This is a genomic window from Paenibacillus sp. FSL R5-0407 (assembly GCF_038009185.1).
In the GTDB taxonomy this organism is placed as follows: domain Bacteria; phylum Bacillota; class Bacilli; order Paenibacillales; family Paenibacillaceae; genus Fontibacillus; species Fontibacillus vini.
On record NZ_JBBPAX010000001.1, the window covers coordinates 131078 to 148149 of the forward strand.

Consider the following 17072-nt stretch of genomic DNA (forward strand, 5'->3'; position numbering starts at 1 on the left):
GTTACAATATGAGAAACTTCCTATACAAAACGGGTATTTTGTAGTAAATTTAGTTGTTGGAAAAGATGTATAGAGAGAACTTAATAAACGGAGGAAACCCAAAATGCGCAAAACAAAAATCGTCTGTACTATCGGTCCTTCAAGCGAATCGTTAGACAACACCAAGAAACTGATCATGGCCGGGATGAATGTCGCTCGCCTGAACTTCTCCCATGGAGATTTTGAGGAGCATGGCAACCGGATCAAAACGATCCGCCAAGCGAGCGAAGAGCTGGGGAAATCAATCGCCATACTGCTGGACACAAAAGGTCCTGAAATCCGCACCGGCAAATTGAAGGAAGAACCGATTGAGCTTGAGCAAGATGAGTTCATCACGCTGACTACAGAAGAAATTCTCGGCGACAAAGACCGCCTCTCCATCACATACAAAGAATTGCCTGGAGACGTGGAAGTGGGTTCGACCATTCTGATCGACGACGGTTTGATCGGTTTGACTGTAGTGGATATTCAAGGAACGGAAATCAAGTGCCGCATCGTCAACGGCGGTACGATCAAGAGCAAGAAGGGCGTAAACGTACCCGGCGTAAACATTTCCCTGCCAGGCATCACAGAGAAAGATGCTAACGATATCAAATTCGGGATCGAACAAGGCGTCGATTTCATTGCGGCTTCCTTCGTTCGTAAAGCCAGCGACGTGCTCGAAATTCGCGAGCTGCTGGAAAGTCATAATGCAACTCATATCCAAATCATCTCCAAAATCGAGAACCAGCAAGGTGTCGATAACCTGGATGAAATTTTGGAAGTGTCCGACGGTCTGATGGTAGCGCGCGGTGACCTTGGCGTGGAAATTCCAGCTGAAGACGTGCCTCTCGCGCAAAAACGCATGATCGAAAAATGTAACCGCGCTGGCAAGCCTGTAATCACAGCTACTCAAATGCTGGATTCCATGCAGCGCAACCCAAGACCTACACGCGCTGAGGCGAGTGACGTAGCGAACGCGATCTTCGACGGTACAGATGCTATCATGCTGTCCGGAGAAACAGCTGCAGGGAAATATCCTGTAGAATCCGTTCTGACGATGTCCCGCATCGCAGAAAAAGCGGAATCCGCTTTGGAATATCGTGAAATTTTCATTAAACAAAGCAATGCACAACAAACAACGGTTACCGAAGCGATCAGCCAAGCGGTTGCTAACTCCGCTCTGGAGTTGAATGCCAAAGCGATCATCACTTCGACCGAAACCGGCTATACGGCTCGTATGGTATCGAAATACCGTCCAAAAGCCCCAATCATCGCTGTAACTACCGTTGACCAAACTTGCCGCCGTCTTGCCCTTAATTGGGGTGTGACACCGGTGAAGGGTCAAGTAGCTACTTCCACCGATGAGATGTTTGATAACGCCATGAAGGGCGGATTGGACTCCGGCCTCGTTAAAGAAGGCGACCTCGTTGTTATTACAGCGGGTATTCCGCTGGGCCGTTCCGGCTCGACGAATTTGGTTAAAATCGGCCAAGTCCGTAAATAATAGCAACCATATACTTGAAAGCAATGGGACGTCCGGAAACGGTCATCCCATTGCTTTTTTGATATATTAAGAACTATGGATTCATAATGCGCTGAAAAGCGGATATTCTCGGCAAAAGGGGCGTAATCATGATGTATATCAGTGAATTGAAAATCAAGCCTAAATATTTTGAATTCGATATGATGGGGATTATTTATCATGCTCATTATCTGGGATGGTTTGAAGCCGGCCGAACCAAGCTGATCGAGGATTTGGGCTTCAATTATATCCATATGGAACAGGCTGGCTATATTTCACCCGTGCAGGAAATGCGGATCGAGTACAAGAAAGGCATCCGTTACGGAGACGAAGTCCTGTTAAAGACATGGATCAGAAATAACGGCGGGGTAAAGACCGAATACGGTTATGAAGTCTGGAACGGGGAAGGGGAGTTATGCGTAGAAGGCGTCTCCACTCACTATGTGGTCCGGCGAGAGGATTTTAAACCGGTCCAGTTTAAAAAGGTTTTCCCTGATTGGTATGCGGCTTTTGAGGAAGCGAGTAAATTTTGATTCTGCTAAACCAAAACGGTACAATACTCTTAGAATCGATTGTCGGCATCATAAAGTAGATATGCTGCAAGAAAAAGGAGTTATTATATGCGTAAATGGATAGCCGTTTTGATTGTTGTGGTCCCGATCGTTGAATTTTGGGGTTATGTGGAAGTTGCGGAAAGACTGGGCGTAGGCAAAACGATCTTCTTGACATTGGCCACATCGGTTATCGGCGGCTTAATGATGCAGTTTGAAGGGCGAAAAGTGCTTGCGGATGCGAAGGCGCAGATGAACGGCAGGCAGATTCCGGGCAAGACTATGATTGAGGGAATGTGCGTATTCGGCGGAGGAATTTTGCTGCTGATTCCGGGTTTCGTGACCGATATCATCGGATTTACAATGGTCTTTCCGTTGACTCGGCCGCTATATCGGCTATTGCTAATGAAGTGGATCGGCAAAAAAATCAAGGACGGCTCGATCACTTTTTTCCGGCGTTGACTTTTCTTTGATTTTGCTATATATTAAGTTCCAATTATTTTCTTAATATCTGTGAACGGGATAGTATGTTGCGTGAATCCATGACAGCGAGCCGGAAGGGTGGAAGCCGGTATGGAGGCCGCGAAGGAATCGGACCCGGGAGATGGTTTGCCGAATTGAAGCCGGTATTGGGCGGCTTAACGTAGGCAAATCCGGTGGTTGGCCGTTATCCTACAGAGTGGCTGATGCAAGTTTCAGCACTTAGAGTGGTACCGCGGGAATTTCAAGCTCTCGTCTCTTATTTGAGACGGGGGCTTTTTGTATTTTAACAATTGGAAGGAGCGTCGCTGTAATGGAGTTGTTCAAAAAGACGATTGCCGCAAAATTGTCCCCTTTGCTGGACGGAATTTCTGAGGAAGAGGTGCTCGCGTTGCTGGAGTACCCGCCGGATAACACGATGGGCGACATTTCGCTGCCTTGTTTCAAATTGAGCAAACGTCTCCGCAAGTCCCCAGCGGCCATTGCGGATGAACTGGAGGCCGGTATTCAGGGAAGGGATGAGAAGCCCGGTGAAATAGCCCGGACCTCCTCGGTGTCGGGGTACTTGAACTTTTATTTGGATCCGGCAGTTATTGGAGACCAAGTTATTAGCGGAATTTTGTCCTCCGGGGATCGCTTTGGCTCGCAAAACATCGGAAAGGGAAAAACGATTGTTATCGATTTTTCTTCTCCCAATATCGCAAAGCCATTTCATGTCGGACATCTTCGGTCCACGGTGATCGGAAACGCGCTCTATCACATATTTTCGTTTCTGGGATATACCTGCATAGGGGTCAATCATCTCGGCGACTGGGGTACCCAGTTCGGCAAGCTCATCACGGCTTATCGGATGTGGGGAGATCCGAAAAGGCTGGAGGAGGGGGCCATCGATGAACTTCTGAGTCTGTATGTTCGTTTTCATGAGGAGGCCGATAAGAATCCCGGACTGGATGACGAAGCAAGATCGTGGTTCACGAAAATAGAGCAGGGCAATCCGGAGGCGTTAAAGATTTGGCGTGAATTCGTGGAACTTAGCCTGGCCGAATTCGAAAAAATTTACGATCTGCTCGGCATTCGGTTTGATCACGTCACCGGGGAGAGCTTTTATAATGACAAACTGGAGCCCGTCATCCGCGAACTGAAGCAAAAGGAGCTGCTTGAAGAAGACGGAGGAGCCTGGCTGGTCAGGCTGGAGGATTACGAGATGGCCCCGGCTCTCATGCTGAAACAGGACGGGAGCTCGCTCTACCATACGCGGGATGTAGCGGCGGCTTTGTACAGGAAGAGTGCCTATCAATTTCATAAGGCTGTTTATGTTACGGATTACTCGCAGAGCCTGCATTTCCGCCAGTGGTTTAAAGTTGTGGAATTGATGGGCTACGAGTGGGCGGAGGACTTGGTCCACGTTCCATTCGGACGTGTAAGCCTGGAAGGGGCAAGCCTTTCGACGAGAAAGGGCAATGTCGTCAAGCTGGAGAATCTTTTGCACCAGGCTGTTTCGAAGATCAGGGATATTATTGAACAGAAGAACCCCGGGCTGAAGAGCAAGGAAGAAGTGGCAAGACAGGTCGGGGTCGGCGCGGTCATTTTCAATGATTTGAGCGCGAACCGGATCAAGGATATCGTGTTCTCCTGGGAGGATGCGCTCAGCTTTGAAGGAGAGACCGGGCCTTATGTTCAGTATACCTATGCGAGAGCCTGCAGTGTGCTGCGGAAAGCGGTGGGGGAAGCGGGGCGGAAGACGGCTGCGGCGCCGGGCCAATTCTTAGACTTTAATTCTTCGCTTGTCACCGGGGAAGCCGAGTTTGCTCTTGTCAAGCAACTGTCTCTTTTTACCGAGAGAGTCGAGCAAGCCGCAACCAAAATGGAACCGTCCATGGTCACCCGTTATCTCGTGGATACGGCCCAGGCTTTTAACCGGTTTTATCATGATTGTCCGATATTAGTCGAAGACTCCGATTTACGCACGGCAAGGCTTGCTTTGGTGGAAGGGGTGCGAATTACGCTTCGAAACGGACTCAAGCTGATCGGGCTGCAGGCTCCCGAAGAGATGTAGGTCTATCGTACACGATTATCGCAGCCTTCCGTTTACGATGTAGTTACGCAGGTCGCGAAGTACGCCCGCACGAACGATTGCCCCAAAAACAACGAAAGAAACCGGGCCGATAATCAGTCCGAGCACTCCGAACAGCTTCAGGCCGACGAACATGGAGATCAGGGTGGGCAAAGGATCGAGCCCGACGCTGCTGGCCAGTACTTTAGGCTCGATCAATTGCCTTGCCACCAGGATGATGCCATACAGAATGGACAATCCGATGCCGAAGCCCGTGTCGCCCGACATATAGGCATACACCAGCCAGGGAACCATCACCGTTCCGACGCCAAGATAAGGAAGCAGGTCCACAAAGCCGATCAGGATCGCGTAGGTGAAAGCCGAATCCACGCGCAGAATGAGCAGTCCGATTAGAACGATAACTGCGGTAATCGATATCATGATGAATTGGGCGCGAAGATACCCGAAGAGCGCTTTTTGCAGGTCTTTCCATACCTCGCTTCCGGTTTTTCGGAACGGGGAAGGAACTAGGCCGACAAGAAAACGCATGTTTCTTTCCCAATTTTTACTGATAAAAAAAGTCGCCAGCAGGATGACGATCAGAATGACACCCAAATTCGGCAGCGAGGTGAGCAGGTTCACGATCCCGCTCAGAAACCCGCTGAGGAGGCGTGAAATAGCGGAGCTTACCGTTGCTGTAGTGTTGTCGATATTTTTGTTGATCGTATTTTCATAGCCGGGATTGCTTGCGATAAAACTGTTGATCTCATTAATAATATTTTGAATTCCCTCGCTCTGGCTCCATTCGACGAACCAGCCTCTCCATTCCTCTATGTGGAGGTCCAGCGACTCGGCCAAGGTAATCAGTTCTTTTACAAGCCGGGTAACGGCCGCGGAGAGAACGATGCCGGCACTGCCGAAATATAGAAGCAGCGAGGCGGTAACAGCCAGCCATCGAGGCAGCTTTGCCGCGGACTGGAGCCAGCGGACGAGCGGATTCATGGCGTAGGCGATCAGCCAGGCGATCAGGAACGGATAAATTAACGGCAACAGCCAATAGAATAGAGCGGTCAGCGCGATCAGTACGATACATACCCAACTGCCGCGCAGCAGGCGCTTTGTCATCACATGATCCAAACGACATCCCTCTTTTCCGGACAGGTCCTCTTCTACCCTATTACTTAGCCTATTTTTATATTCCGGAAACAAGGATCACGGTTACCTCTCTCAAAAAAATATTACTATATATACATAAATTGGAATTTGGTATGTGACAATTGTCGTTGCTAACGAAAACGATTACAAAAAAATATTTATATACGTGATAAAACAATTTGATGCAGATGTCCGCGTTGAACGTGTTCCTTTGATCTCTAAAATCCAGTATGATTATTTTGCAGGCCATAAATGTTTCATTTTTTTGTCATTACGGGCTACGTATTGCGCAGCTCTGAAAATTTTAAACTTTTAAATTGAAAATGTTTTCATTGGCTTGTTTGGCTCATATTTCGGTTCCAAAGGAGAGATGTATTATGACAGCTACCAAAGGCCTCGAAGGTATTGTGGCAGCTACTTCATCGATCAGTTCCATCCACGACGGGGTTCTCGCTTATCGCGGGATTAACATTGACGACCTGGCGGAACGTGCGAGCTACGAAGAGACTGCTTATTTGCTTTGGTACGGCAAGCTGCCTTCCAAAAACCAATTGGCAACCCTGCAGGAGCAGCTAAGCGATTATGCTCCGGTTCCTGAAGCGGTACTAGAGCAAATGAAGTTGTATCCAAAAGACGCCAACACGATGGCTGTCCTGCGTACGGCTGTGTCGGCTCTTGCTTTGTATGATGAGCTTGCTAACGACAATACCCGGGAAAGCAATCAGAAAAAGGCGATCAAGCTGCAAGCCCAACTGCCTACATTGATAGCCGCCTTTGCCCGGATCCGCGAAGGGAATGAGCCGGTCGCTCCGCTGAAAGGCGTATCCATCGCTCATAATTTCCTTTACATGCTGTCCGGTCAAGAACCGGACCCGGTAGCCGTTCACGCACTGGATCAAGCACTCGTGCTGCATGCGGATCATGAACTGAACGCATCCACCTTCTCGGCTCGTGTTACGATCGCTACGTTGTCGGACATCTATTCCGGCGTGACCTCCGCAATCGGAACGCTGAAAGGGCCGCTTCACGGGGGAGCTAACGAAGCCGTCAGCCGGATGCTGAGCGAAATCGGCACCCTGGATAAGGCTGAGCCTTACATTCAGAGCAAACTCGCAAACAAGGAGAAAATCATGGGCTTCGGCCACCGCGTTTATAAGAACGGGGATCCGCGGGCGAAGCACCTTCAAAAAATGTCCCGCCAGCTCGGGCTGATGAAGGGAGACACCACGCTTTATGACATCTCGGTCAAAGTGGAAGAGCTCGTTACCGGCCAAAAGGGACTGAAGCCGAACGTCGACTTTTATTCTGCTTCCGTTTATACGATGCTGGGCATTCCGATGGATCTGTTTACTCCGATTTTTGCGATCAGCCGCCTTTCCGGATGGACCGCGCATATTCTGGAGCAGCTGGACGACAACCGCATTATCCGCCCGCGCGCGGAATATACGGGAGCGACCAATCAGCAGTACATTCCGATCGATCTAAGATAAACACTTGGCCAACCCGGGTAACCGGGTTGCCATTTATGTTAAAATGAATACCGTAACGAGAAAATTGAGCTACGCCAAATTATTATGAGGAGGAAACCATAGACATGTTGCAATTAGAAAAGTTCAGCCTTCCTACCGAAGGGGAAAAAATCGTTATCGAGAACGGCAAGCTGCAAGTACCTAACAATCCGATCATTCCTTTTATCGAGGGTGACGGCACAGGCCGTGATATTTGGAAAGCTTCCAAACGCGTACTGGATGCTGCGGTCGACAAAGCATATGGCGGCGAGAAAAGCATCGCCTGGTACGAGGTATTCGCGGGAGAGAAGGCCTTCAATACATACGGTGAATGGCTTCCGGCGGATACGCTGACTGCTATCCGCGAGTATATTGTGGCTATCAAAGGACCTCTTACAACACCGATCGGCGGCGGTATCCGCTCCCTGAACGTGGCGCTGCGCCAAGAGCTTGATCTGTACGTATGTCTTCGTCCGGTACGTTACTTTGACGGCGTACCATCTCCGGTTAAGCGTCCTGAGCTTGTGGACATGGTTATTTTCCGGGAGAATACGGAAGATATTTATGCCGGAATCGAATACAAAGAAGGCTCCGAAGAAGTGAAGAAGGTGCTTCAATTCCTTCAAAACGAAATGGGCGTCAATAAAATCCGTTTCCCTGAAACGTCCGGAATCGGCATCAAGCCGGTATCGGCAGAAGGTTCGAAACGTCTGGTCCGCGCTGCTGTCGAATATGCGATCAAGCACGGCCGTAAGAGCGTGACGCTGGTTCACAAAGGCAACATCATGAAGTTTACCGAGGGTGCGTTCAAAAACTGGGGTTACGAAGTGGCTGAAGCCGAGTTCGGCGATAAAGTGTTCACTTGGGCACAGTACGACCGGATCAAGGAAGAGTCCGGCACCGATGCGGCTAACCAGGCTCAGAAGGAAGCTCAGGATGCAGGCAAGATCATCATCAAGGATGCGATTGCTGATATCGCGCTGCAACAAGTTCTGACGCGTCCGACCGACTTCGACGTAATCGCTACATTGAACTTGAACGGCGACTACTTGTCCGACGCTTTGGCGGCTCAAGTCGGCGGGATCGGTATTGCGCCTGGAGCGAATATCAACTATGTGACGGGTCATGCGATTTTCGAAGCGACGCACGGTACGGCTCCTAAATACGCAGATCTCGACGTAGTAAATCCGGGTTCGGTTATCTTGTCCGGCGTAATGCTTCTTGAACACTTGGGCTGGAATGAAGCGGCTGACCTCATTTATAAAGGCCTGGAGACCTCCATCAACAACAAAACGGTAACCTACGACTTCGCCCGCCTGATGGAAGGCGCAACCGAAGTGAAATGTTCCGAATTCGCGGATCAGGTCATTAAGAATATGTAGGAGGTCCTGTTTAACGTGGCCATTCAACGCAAAAAAATTACGGTTGTCGGCGCCGGCTTTACCGGCGCGACGACCGCGCTGATGCTGGCGCAAAAAGAACTCGGCGATGTCGTATTGCTCGATATTCCGCAACTGGAGAACCCGACCAAGGGGAAGGCGCTCGACATGCTTGAAGCGAGCCCGGTTCAAGGCTTTGACAGCAACATTATCGGCACTTCTTCTTATGAGGACGCTGCCGGTTCCGACATCGTCATCATAACAGCCGGCATCGCGCGCAAGCCGGGTATGAGCCGGGATGATCTTGTGAACACGAATGCGGGTATCGTGGCTTCCGTTTGCGAAAACGTGAAGAAATATTGCCCGGATTCCATTGTCCTCATCCTGAGCAATCCGGTCGATGCGATGACCTATGCGGCTTATAAGGCGCTGGGCTTCCCGAAAAATCGCGTCATCGGCCAGTCGGGCGTGCTCGACACCGCGCGGTATTGTACGTTTATTGCCCAAGAGCTTGGCGTTTCCGTTGAAGACGTGCGCGGCTTCGTGCTCGGCGGACACGGTGACGACATGGTTCCGCTCGTCCGGTATTCCAGTGTCGGCGGCATTCCGATCGACACGCTTATTTCGCAGGAGCGGATCGAGGCTATCGTACAGCGTACGCGCGTCGGCGGCGGCGAAATTGTGAGCCTGCTGGGCAACGGCAGCGCTTATTATGCTCCGGCTGCCTCGCTCGTGCAAATGACGGAAGCGATCCTGAAGGACAAGAAACGGATTCTGCCCGTCATTGCTCTGCTGGAAGGCGAATATGGCTACGACGGATTGTTCATGGGCGTACCGGCTCTCCTGGGCGGCGAAGGCATCGAGAGAGTATTCGAGCTGGAGCTAACGGCGGAAGAAAAATCGGCCTTGGACAAATCGGCGGTATCCGTTCGCAACGTAATTGCGAGCATTAAAGGCTAACCATGTCCGAAATGTGAACATATGAAAATGAGGAACCCTTCCGGAATGGTAGGGTTCCTTTCTTTTGAGGTAAACAATGGGTATAATAGATTATAATAAATCTAATTGACTGAGAAAGGGTGGTGTGATATGGAAACGATGTTTGTGATTATGTTGTTCTTGCATATCGTAGGGGCATTGGCACTGGGCTTTTACCTGATTTTGCCGATCGTATTCAGTAAAGTGACCAAATTGACTCCGGCTGCGCAGGAAGGCACGGTATCTGCCGTAAAGACACTGAATACATACGCTCAGATCGGACTGGTTATCCAATTGCTGACTGGCGGATATTTGATGACCAAGGGCGAATATTCGACGGCTTGGATGGTTATCGTTGTGATTCTTTTTCTCGCAATCGGCGCATTCAGCGGCATTATGGGCAAACCTCTTCGCCAAGCTTTGGAGGGAATTCGCTCCAATAAAGGAATTGCGGAAGTCGCAGGTAAACTCCGTATGTTCGGTACGCTTTTGTGCGTATGCGTTTTGTTAATTTCGTTCTTCATGGTTTACAGAGTAATTTAATCTGGATATATTGCAATTGCAAAAGCCTGCCGGTAATCCGGCAGGCTTTTTTGTGTGCATAGCGATTATGATGGATCCATATCGTCCAGGTGGGCAAACATCAATTTGATGACGTCCAGCGCAAGCTGTTTTTCTTTAGGCGACCGGCTCAGCATAATTTGCCGGATTTGATTCATAAACCGGTCATCGGTGATCTCAATCGAATCATGCAGCAAATAATCAACGGTTACCCCAAGTTGGTTCGCCAGCTTGACCAGAGTTTCCAAAGACAGGCTCCGCTCGCCACGCTCGATTTGTCCTATGTATGCGTCGGAAACCTCGACTTTTTCAGCGAGTTTTTCCTGGGTCCAATTCATTTTATGCCGTTCCTGCCGCAATCTTCTGCCTAGAGCATCGTAGTCCATAACACCCCTCCTGTATTTACCATAGTTAGTATGAGAGGTAAAGATAATAAACTATCAGTTTTGTTTTTGTTTACTGAAAGCACGAAATGGGTTATTATGGAATCCAGAAGCAGTTATACTAACTCATCCTAATGTCGCGCATAATTTATGATTTCCGACCCTAAGGAGAATTATCATGCCTTCCCAAGCCCAGGTATCAATCATTATTACGGTCAAAAATAGCGGAGTAGATCTCCTCATGACGATGGAATCGCTAAAGGTTTCTATGACCTCGTTCCGTTATGAAGTGATCATTGTAAACGAAGGCTCTGTAGACGGATGCTGCGATTTTTTGATGAATTACAATTTCCCCCGGCCTATCAAGCTCCTAAAAGGCCAGCCCGGTCTTCCTTCGCGCAATCTGGCTGCCGCTCACGCCTCAGGAGATTATCTGATCTTTTGCAGCCCCCGACTTTATTTCGAAGATCATTGGATGGAATCGCTGCTGGAACCAGTAATCCTTGGAGAAGCGGACTGCGTTTCGCCCGAAGTGAAACTTCACGAAACTTCCCGGATTGAGCCCGAGTATCGCTACGAAGGAGCGCTGCTTCAGTCGCTCCAAGTTTTTTCGGAGAACAAAGCGCTTGGCGAAATACCTTGGTTATCTAGGGAATGTTTTGCCGTCGGTCACGCCAGATTTCAGGAGATCGGAGGAATGGAGGAAGGATTTCTTGGCAAAGAGCTGGAGACGGCCGAGTTTTCCCTCCGGCTCTGGTTGCTTGGAGGAAGCTGCCGGTTCGTTTCCGGAGTTTCGTTAAAGGTGGTCTATCGGCAAAATTATCCTTGCGACGACAGCGGCAGCAGATGGGGGGAAGACCTGCTGAATATCGCTTATCTTCACTTCACCAGTACGCGAATCGAGCGTTGCAGAGAGCTGGTTTCCCGGATCTTTGGACCGGCAATATTACAAAATGAAAGCGAAATTTTGGAGCGGACGGCTTTGTCCAGAAGTAAATACGAAGAGAGACGAATTCGGGATGACTCCGCGTTTTTTCAGCATTTTGACATATCAGCTTAAAGTCTGTGAATGTTTGGCTTTTTCCTTCCGGTGGTAAGTTAGTTCTTGAGTGGGAATAATCCATTTGTATGATTCCTGTCTGTGTATGCTTTGGCATAAGCTTAAGCATGCTGGCTTATCCTAAGACGTGCAGATGATCATGGACTACTAGACAGTGGAAGGAGAATGAATCATGTCAGGAAATGGACAAGGTAAACAAACAATGCCTCCACAGCATCAGAACCAGCAGCCCGGAATAGAATCGGAAATGCATCCACGCCCCGAATATGAAGGGGTTTATCTGGCCGCAGGGAAATTGCGGAACAAGGTCGCGCTGATTACCGGGGCCGACAGCGGAATCGGGCGTGCGGTTGCCTTGACTTATGCCAAGGAAGGCGCCGATATCGCGATTGTATATTTAAATGAACATGAGGATGCCAATAAAACAAAGTCGGAGATTGAGCAGGAAGGGCGTAAATGTCTGCTGATTCCAGGCGACGTCGGCGACGAGAGTTTTGCCGGACAAGCTGTGAAACAGACGGTGGAAACGCTCGGCGGCCTCGATATTCTGATCAATAACGCGGCCGAGCAGCATCCGCAGAAAGGCATCGAGGATATTACCTCGGACCAGCTGGAGCGGACGTTCCGCACGAACATCTTTTCGATGTTTTATTTTGTGAAGGCCGCGCTTCCGCACTTGAAGAAAGGCAGCGCCATTATTAATACGGCTTCGGTTACCGCCTATAAAGGAAACCCGACCTTGATCGACTATTCTTCAACCAAGGGGGCCATTGTCAGCTTCACACGCGCGCTCTCGATGAACATCGTCGGCAAGACGGGGATCCGCGTCAATGCGGTAGCTCCCGGTCCGATCTGGACGCCGCTCATTCCGTCCACGTTTGACGCCGAGCAAGTGTCCAAGTTCGGCGGAGATACGCCGATGCAGCGCCCGGGTCAACCGGAAGAGCTTGCTGCAGCCTATGTATATCTGGGCTCTGACGATTCCTCCTATATGAGCGGACAAGTGCTTCATATCAATGGCGGCGAAATTGTAAATGGCTAGAAAACTATGATGAAAACCTCAACAGGCCTGTCTTCGGATTTGAATTCGAAGACCAGGCCTGTTTTTTGATTAACCTTATAATTCGTAATGATCTGCTTCGTCGTAGACAGATGACTCTTTGAACAACCTCTTATAATGCCGAGGAAGGTCCATCCTCTGAAAGCTCATCCAGCGTCATTTCGAAGCTGGGAGCGAAATGCTCCAGAAAATAAGCGGTCTCAGGCAGATTCAAGCGATCCAGCTTGTCCAGAAGCTGCTGCTTGGCGACAGCGAATTCGCGGTTGCCGGCAGTCAGCTCCCAAGCGCATTTCAAGTAGGCATCCAGCGTGTCGGCAGCCTTCACCATCTTCATTAATTCCGCATCTCCCGTTGGTCCGGAGTGATCTCCCGGGGAGAGAAGCGGGGCGTACGTTTCCTGCAAGGCGGGAGGGACCATGGATAAGAGCCGTTCCGCAGCGATGCCCTCCATTTCCCGAAAATTGGACAGCAGCTTCGGATTGTGGTGCTTGACGGGTGTGGGAATATCTCCGGTGAACACCTCGGTCGCATCGTGAAACAAGGCTAGGGTGGCCGCACGTTCTGCATTCAGATGGCGTCCGAACATTCCGTTTCCGATTTCGCACAGGAGATGCGCGAGCAGGGCAACATGGAAGGAATGCTCCGCCACGTTTTCGGGAGCGGTGCTTCGCATCAGGCTCCAGCGCCGGATGGAACGAAGGCGATACATATAAGCGGAAAAATGGTAGCTCATCAGTGAGAAACCTCTCTTTTCGGGATGATATATTTGACTATATTTTCAACCTCTGATTAGGTACTATGATATTATAAAGCTATTGAAGAAGAGAATGCTATCCGCAAAAATACGTCAGACATAACTGCAATGAATTCGAAGACAAGAGAGGGGAACTTGGATCATGCATCAGTTTGAAGAGAGCGTATATCAATTAATTGTGGAAACGTCTACGAACCTGCCCGGGGATGTCCGGAGGGCGGTAAATCGCGGCCGGGCGATGGAAAACCAGGATACTCGCGCAGGACTCGCCTTGTCGACCATTACCCGGAACATTAATATGGCCGAGGAGCAAATTTCCCCGATTTGTCAGGATACCGGGATGCCGACATTTATTGTGCATACTCCGGTTGGCGTGAACCAGATCGAACTGAAAAAAGACATTAAATCGGCCATTCAACGAGCAACCAAGAACGGCAAACTGCGGCCGAATTCAGTCGATTCGCTTACCGGCGAGAATAGCGGCGACAATTTGGGTTCAGGCACACCGGTGATTCATTTTGAGCAATGGGAAGAGGACTATATCGATATGCGGCTGATCCTAAAGGGCGGCGGCTGTGAAAATAAAAACATCCAATACAGCCTGCCGGCTGAACTTGAGGGGCTTGGCCGCGCGGGCCGGGATTTGGACGGCATCCGCAAGTGTATTCTGCATGCGGTTTATCAGGCTCAGGGGCAAGGCTGCAGCGCCGGATTTATCGGCGTAGGTATCGGCGGCGACCGGACGACCGGTTATGAATTGGCGAAGCAGCAATTGTTCCGTGCGGTGGATGACGTCAATCCGGTTCCGGAGTTGGATCAGCTGGAACGGTATATCATGGAGGCGGGCAACCAGTTGGGCATCGGTACGATGGGCTTCGGCGGCGAGGTAACGCTGCTGGGTTGCAAAATCGGAACGGCGAACCGCCTTCCGGCAAGCTTCTTCGTATCCGTAGCGTACAATTGCTGGGCTTTCCGCCGGCAAGGCGTAAAAATGGATCCCGTAACAGGAGAAATCGGTGGCTGGTTATATCCTTCCGGCAGCGAAGTAGCCATGGAAGAGCCGGTGCAACAGAATGAAACCGCCGCCGCGGGTTCCGTTCCGCCTAAGGGACGGGAAATCGTGCTGCAAACGCCGATTTCGGAAGAGCAGATCCGCAGCCTCCGCGTTGGGGATGTCGTAATCATTCAAGGTGAAATGCATACAGGACGCGATGCGCTGCACAAATACCTGATGGATCATGATGCGCCCGTCGATTTGAATGGCGCGGTTATTTACCATTGCGGACCGGTCATGCTTAAGGATGAAGAGGGCTGGCATGTCAAAGCGGCCGGGCCTACGACGAGTATCCGGGAGGAGCCTTATCAGGGCGATATTATTAAGAAGTTCGGCATCCGTGCGGTCATCGGCAAGGGCGGGATGGGCGCGAAGACGCTTGCCGCGCTTAAAGAGCACGGAGGGGTATATCTGAACGCCATCGGCGGAGCGGCTCAATATTATGCGGAGTGCATCAAGAAGGTTAACGGCGTCGATTTCATGGAATTCGGCATTCCGGAAGCGATGTGGCATTTGGAGGTCGACGGTTTTGCGGCGATCGTTACGATGGATTCGCATGGGGAGAGCCTTCATGCCGGAGTAGAGAAAGAATCTTTAGAAAAGCTGGCCACGTTTAAAGAAGCGGTGTTCAAATAACATGAAAACATTTCGTTCCCGCCTGATTTTCATCTTAATGAGTTTAATCGGAGTCTCAATGCTTGCGGCGGGATTGTCGATGGCGCAGGTGTTCAAGGATTCCCACATCCGTGCCCTGGAAGAAAATATGGCACGGGAAATCAATTTGCTTGAAAGTACATTTTCTTTTATTCCAGTGGATGACCCGGGAGCAGTATCATACTACACTGCCAAAGCGCAGGAACTGGACCAACTGATCGATTCCCGGATCACCTTTATTAATCTGGACGGCACAGTCATCGGTGATTCGGAAATGCTGCCCGGGGAGATGGACAACCACAAAAAACGCAAGGAGATCGAGTCGGCGTCCAGCGACAAGGTCGGCAGCGCGATCCGGCATAGCGAGACGATCGGCGAAGACATGCTCTATGTCGCCCGGCATGTGAAAACCGATGCCGGATTCGACGGTTATATTCGCCTATCGATGAGTTTGGCGGCCGTTGGCAAAGAACTGAATAAAGGATGGTACCTGATGGGAGGAGGTCTGTTGCTTCTTTTCCTGGCAGCAGCCTTCGTCAGTTATCGGGTAGCCTCAGGGCTAACCAGACCATTGGAGCATATCACCCGGGTTGCGAACCGGATTTCCGGGCTTGATTATGACGCCAGGGTGAATTTGGACCGCCGGGATGAAATCGGGCAACTGGGCCAGGCTATTAACGGAATGGCCGACAGTCTTCAGCAGCAGCTTAAGGTCATCCATGACAATGAAGACTTGATGCAAAGCGTGCTGGCTAATATGACCGGCGGCATCATGATGATCGATTGTGCCGGTAAAATTGCCTTGATCAACCGTGAAGCGGAATCCATCCTGCATGTCCGCAGCGAGCATATTCTTGGAATGCCTTATGAGGACTTGAAGCAGAATTACGAGTTCATGAAATTCGTTGAAGAAGGAATTTCTCGCAAGGAGTTCCTTCGCGTCGAGCGGAATGTATATGCGCCTGAGGAGAGGGTCCTTCAATTTGACGGGGTCCCTATGTTTGAAGATGACAATAGCTACAGGGGTATGCTGTTTCTCCTTCAGGACGTGACGGACATCCGGCGCCTGGAAGGCATGCGAAGCGAGTTTGTCGCTAATGTGTCCCATGAATTGAAGACGCCGATTGCGGCGGTCAAAGGGTTCGCGGAGACGTTGCTGGCCGGCGGCGTGCCGGATGAGGAAACCCGGCGCTCCTTCCTGCAGATCATCCATGATGAGGGAGAGCGTCTGAACCGGTTGATCGGCGACATTCTGGAGCTGTCCAAGATCGAATCGAAGCGGGTGCCGCTCGAATATGCGCCGGTCCATTTGAAGGAGCTGTTCGGCAGCATTTTTGAAATGATGCAGCCTGCCGCCGCCAAGAAGTCGATCGTTATGGTGCAGGATATTCCTGAACATCTGTTCATTGAAGGCGATGAGGACCGATTAAAGCAAATTTTCATGAATCTGCTCTCCAATGCGATCAATTACACGCTGGAAGGCGGCAGGGTTAAAGTTGATGTCGATGTTATCGACGTCGACGGGGATGAGGAGAAAGTCCGGATCGCAGTCAGCGACACCGGCATCGGGATTCCTAAGAAAGACCTGCCGCGGATCTTCGAAAGGTTCTACCGGGTAGACAAGGCGCGGTCGCGCAGCTCCGGGGGAACGGGCCTGGGACTGTCCATCGTCAAGCATTTGACGGAGCTGCACCACGGCACGCTCCGTGTAGAGAGCAAGGTCGGCGAAGGCTCCTCCTTTATTCTGGAGCTTCCGTTTATGCAGCAGCATGAAGAGGAGGGCTATGAGGCCGAATAATTACATCAAGAAAACATAGTATGCGACTTTTCAGTATTTTTATATTTTTACACCCCGTTAACATATCCATGTTATGCTTGGCTTGTTTGATAACGTGTAAC

At 50.4% G+C, this 17072-nt stretch carries 15 protein-coding genes and 1 other annotated feature; of the genes, 12 read left to right on the top strand and 3 right to left on the bottom strand.

The annotated features are described in order from the left end of the window. Positions 1 to 103 precede the first annotated feature (103 nt). The 4 genes from pyk to argS all read left to right on the top strand — a co-directional run bounded on the left by pyk (position 104) and on the right by argS (position 4630). Positions 104 to 1525 carry a pyruvate kinase gene (gene pyk, locus NYE70_RS00620; protein ID WP_211020997.1) on the top strand — a complete coding sequence of 474 codons (1422 nt, stop codon included), beginning with the start codon at positions 104 to 106 and terminating at the stop codon, positions 1523 to 1525. Between the two features lie 128 nt (positions 1526 to 1653). After that, a complete protein-coding gene (locus tag NYE70_RS00625; RefSeq protein ID WP_341044691.1) occupies positions 1654 to 2076 on the top strand; it encodes an acyl-CoA thioesterase in 423 nt (140 codons plus the stop codon). A gap of 87 nt (positions 2077 to 2163) precedes the next feature. After that, on the top strand, positions 2164 to 2556 hold the full coding sequence (locus NYE70_RS00630; protein WP_211020998.1) for an FxsA family protein: 393 nt from the start codon (positions 2164 to 2166) through the stop codon (positions 2554 to 2556). Between the two features lie 42 nt (positions 2557 to 2598). Continuing rightward, positions 2599 to 2837 (top strand) — a binding site (T-box leader). Between the two features lie 50 nt (positions 2838 to 2887). Beyond that, the gene (gene argS / locus NYE70_RS00635; RefSeq protein WP_341044692.1) at positions 2888 to 4630 is read left to right on the top strand and encodes an arginine--tRNA ligase; all 1743 of its coding nucleotides are present in this window, start codon (positions 2888 to 2890) and stop codon (positions 4628 to 4630) included. A 15-nt stretch (positions 4631 to 4645) separates the two neighbouring features. Here the strand turns inward: argS and ytvI are convergent, their stop codons facing one another. Beyond that, positions 4646 to 5764, bottom strand: a complete 1119-nt coding sequence (gene ytvI, locus NYE70_RS00640) for a sporulation integral membrane protein YtvI (protein WP_341044693.1) — start codon at positions 5762 to 5764, stop codon at positions 4646 to 4648. 395 nt (positions 5765 to 6159) lie between these two features. Here ytvI and NYE70_RS00645 point away from each other — a divergent pair, with 395 nt between their 5' ends. The 4 genes from NYE70_RS00645 (at position 6160) to NYE70_RS00660 (ending at position 10190) form a co-directional block, all read left to right on the top strand. Beyond that, a complete protein-coding gene (locus NYE70_RS00645) occupies positions 6160 to 7272 on the top strand; it encodes a citrate/2-methylcitrate synthase (RefSeq protein WP_211021001.1) in 1113 nt (370 codons plus the stop codon). Between the two features lie 104 nt (positions 7273 to 7376). After that, positions 7377 to 8672, top strand: coding sequence for an NADP-dependent isocitrate dehydrogenase (gene icd / locus NYE70_RS00650; RefSeq protein ID WP_211021002.1), 1296 nt, complete (start codon positions 7377 to 7379; stop codon positions 8670 to 8672). Positions 8673 to 8687: 15 nt separating this feature from the next. Then, entirely contained in the window at positions 8688 to 9629 is a 942-nt protein-coding gene (gene mdh / locus NYE70_RS00655; RefSeq protein WP_213656322.1) for a malate dehydrogenase, read from the top strand. Positions 9630 to 9767: 138 nt separating this feature from the next. Beyond that, the gene (locus tag NYE70_RS00660) at positions 9768 to 10190 is read left to right on the top strand and encodes a hypothetical protein (protein ID WP_211021491.1); all 423 of its coding nucleotides are present in this window, start codon (positions 9768 to 9770) and stop codon (positions 10188 to 10190) included. A gap of 65 nt (positions 10191 to 10255) precedes the next feature. Here the strand turns inward: NYE70_RS00660 and NYE70_RS00665 are convergent, their stop codons facing one another. Beyond that, positions 10256 to 10594 (bottom strand): helix-turn-helix domain-containing protein, encoded by a 339-nt coding sequence (locus NYE70_RS00665; protein ID WP_211021004.1) that lies wholly within the window; start codon positions 10592 to 10594, stop codon positions 10256 to 10258. Positions 10595 to 10769: 175 nt separating this feature from the next. Here NYE70_RS00665 and NYE70_RS00670 point away from each other — a divergent pair, with 175 nt between their 5' ends. Both NYE70_RS00670 and NYE70_RS00675 read left to right on the top strand, forming a co-directional pair. Further along, positions 10770 to 11651, top strand: coding sequence for a glycosyltransferase family 2 protein (locus NYE70_RS00670; RefSeq protein WP_341044697.1), 882 nt, complete (start codon positions 10770 to 10772; stop codon positions 11649 to 11651). Positions 11652 to 11823: 172 nt separating this feature from the next. Beyond that, positions 11824 to 12693 (top strand): SDR family oxidoreductase, encoded by an 870-nt coding sequence (locus tag NYE70_RS00675; protein WP_341044698.1) that lies wholly within the window; start codon positions 11824 to 11826, stop codon positions 12691 to 12693. 130 nt (positions 12694 to 12823) lie between these two features. Here the strand turns inward: NYE70_RS00675 and yfbR are convergent, their stop codons facing one another. Then, entirely contained in the window at positions 12824 to 13444 is a 621-nt protein-coding gene (gene yfbR, locus NYE70_RS00680) for a 5'-deoxynucleotidase (protein WP_341044699.1), read from the bottom strand. A gap of 163 nt (positions 13445 to 13607) precedes the next feature. On the opposite strand from yfbR, the gene NYE70_RS00685 reads away from it, so the two are divergent. Together NYE70_RS00685 and pnpS are read left to right on the top strand one after the other, a co-directional pair. Next, positions 13608 to 15155 carry a fumarate hydratase gene (locus NYE70_RS00685; RefSeq protein ID WP_341044701.1) on the top strand — a complete coding sequence of 516 codons (1548 nt, stop codon included), beginning with the start codon at positions 13608 to 13610 and terminating at the stop codon, positions 15153 to 15155. Between the two features lies 1 nt (position 15156). Then, on the top strand, positions 15157 to 16971 hold the full coding sequence (pnpS, locus tag NYE70_RS00690; protein WP_211021009.1) for a two-component system histidine kinase PnpS: 1815 nt from the start codon (positions 15157 to 15159) through the stop codon (positions 16969 to 16971). Positions 16972 to 17072 lie beyond the last annotated feature (101 nt).

Excerpts from the sequence above, each read along its gene's own strand:
- yfbR (WP_341044699.1), bottom strand. The coding sequence starts at position 13,444 with ATGAGCTACCATTTTTCCGCTTATATGTATCGCCTTCGTTCCATCCGG.
- NYE70_RS00675 (WP_341044698.1), top strand. The coding sequence starts at position 11,824 with ATGTCAGGAAATGGACAAGGTAAACAAACAATGCCTCCACAGCATCAG.
- argS (WP_341044692.1), top strand. The coding sequence starts at position 2,888 with ATGGAGTTGTTCAAAAAGACGATTGCCGCAAAATTGTCCCCTTTGCTG.
- NYE70_RS00685 (WP_341044701.1), top strand. The coding sequence starts at position 13,608 with ATGCATCAGTTTGAAGAGAGCGTATATCAATTAATTGTGGAAACGTCT.
- NYE70_RS00645 (WP_211021001.1), top strand. The coding sequence starts at position 6,160 with ATGACAGCTACCAAAGGCCTCGAAGGTATTGTGGCAGCTACTTCATCG.
- pyk (WP_211020997.1), top strand. The coding sequence starts at position 104 with ATGCGCAAAACAAAAATCGTCTGTACTATCGGTCCTTCAAGCGAATCG.
- NYE70_RS00625 (WP_341044691.1), top strand. The coding sequence starts at position 1,654 with ATGATGTATATCAGTGAATTGAAAATCAAGCCTAAATATTTTGAATTC.
- NYE70_RS00665 (WP_211021004.1), bottom strand. The coding sequence starts at position 10,594 with ATGGACTACGATGCTCTAGGCAGAAGATTGCGGCAGGAACGGCATAAA.
- NYE70_RS00630 (WP_211020998.1), top strand. The coding sequence starts at position 2,164 with ATGCGTAAATGGATAGCCGTTTTGATTGTTGTGGTCCCGATCGTTGAA.
- pnpS (WP_211021009.1), top strand. The coding sequence starts at position 15,157 with ATGAAAACATTTCGTTCCCGCCTGATTTTCATCTTAATGAGTTTAATC.
- NYE70_RS00670 (WP_341044697.1), top strand. The coding sequence starts at position 10,770 with ATGCCTTCCCAAGCCCAGGTATCAATCATTATTACGGTCAAAAATAGC.
- NYE70_RS00660 (WP_211021491.1), top strand. The coding sequence starts at position 9,768 with ATGTTTGTGATTATGTTGTTCTTGCATATCGTAGGGGCATTGGCACTG.
- icd (WP_211021002.1), top strand. The coding sequence starts at position 7,377 with ATGTTGCAATTAGAAAAGTTCAGCCTTCCTACCGAAGGGGAAAAAATC.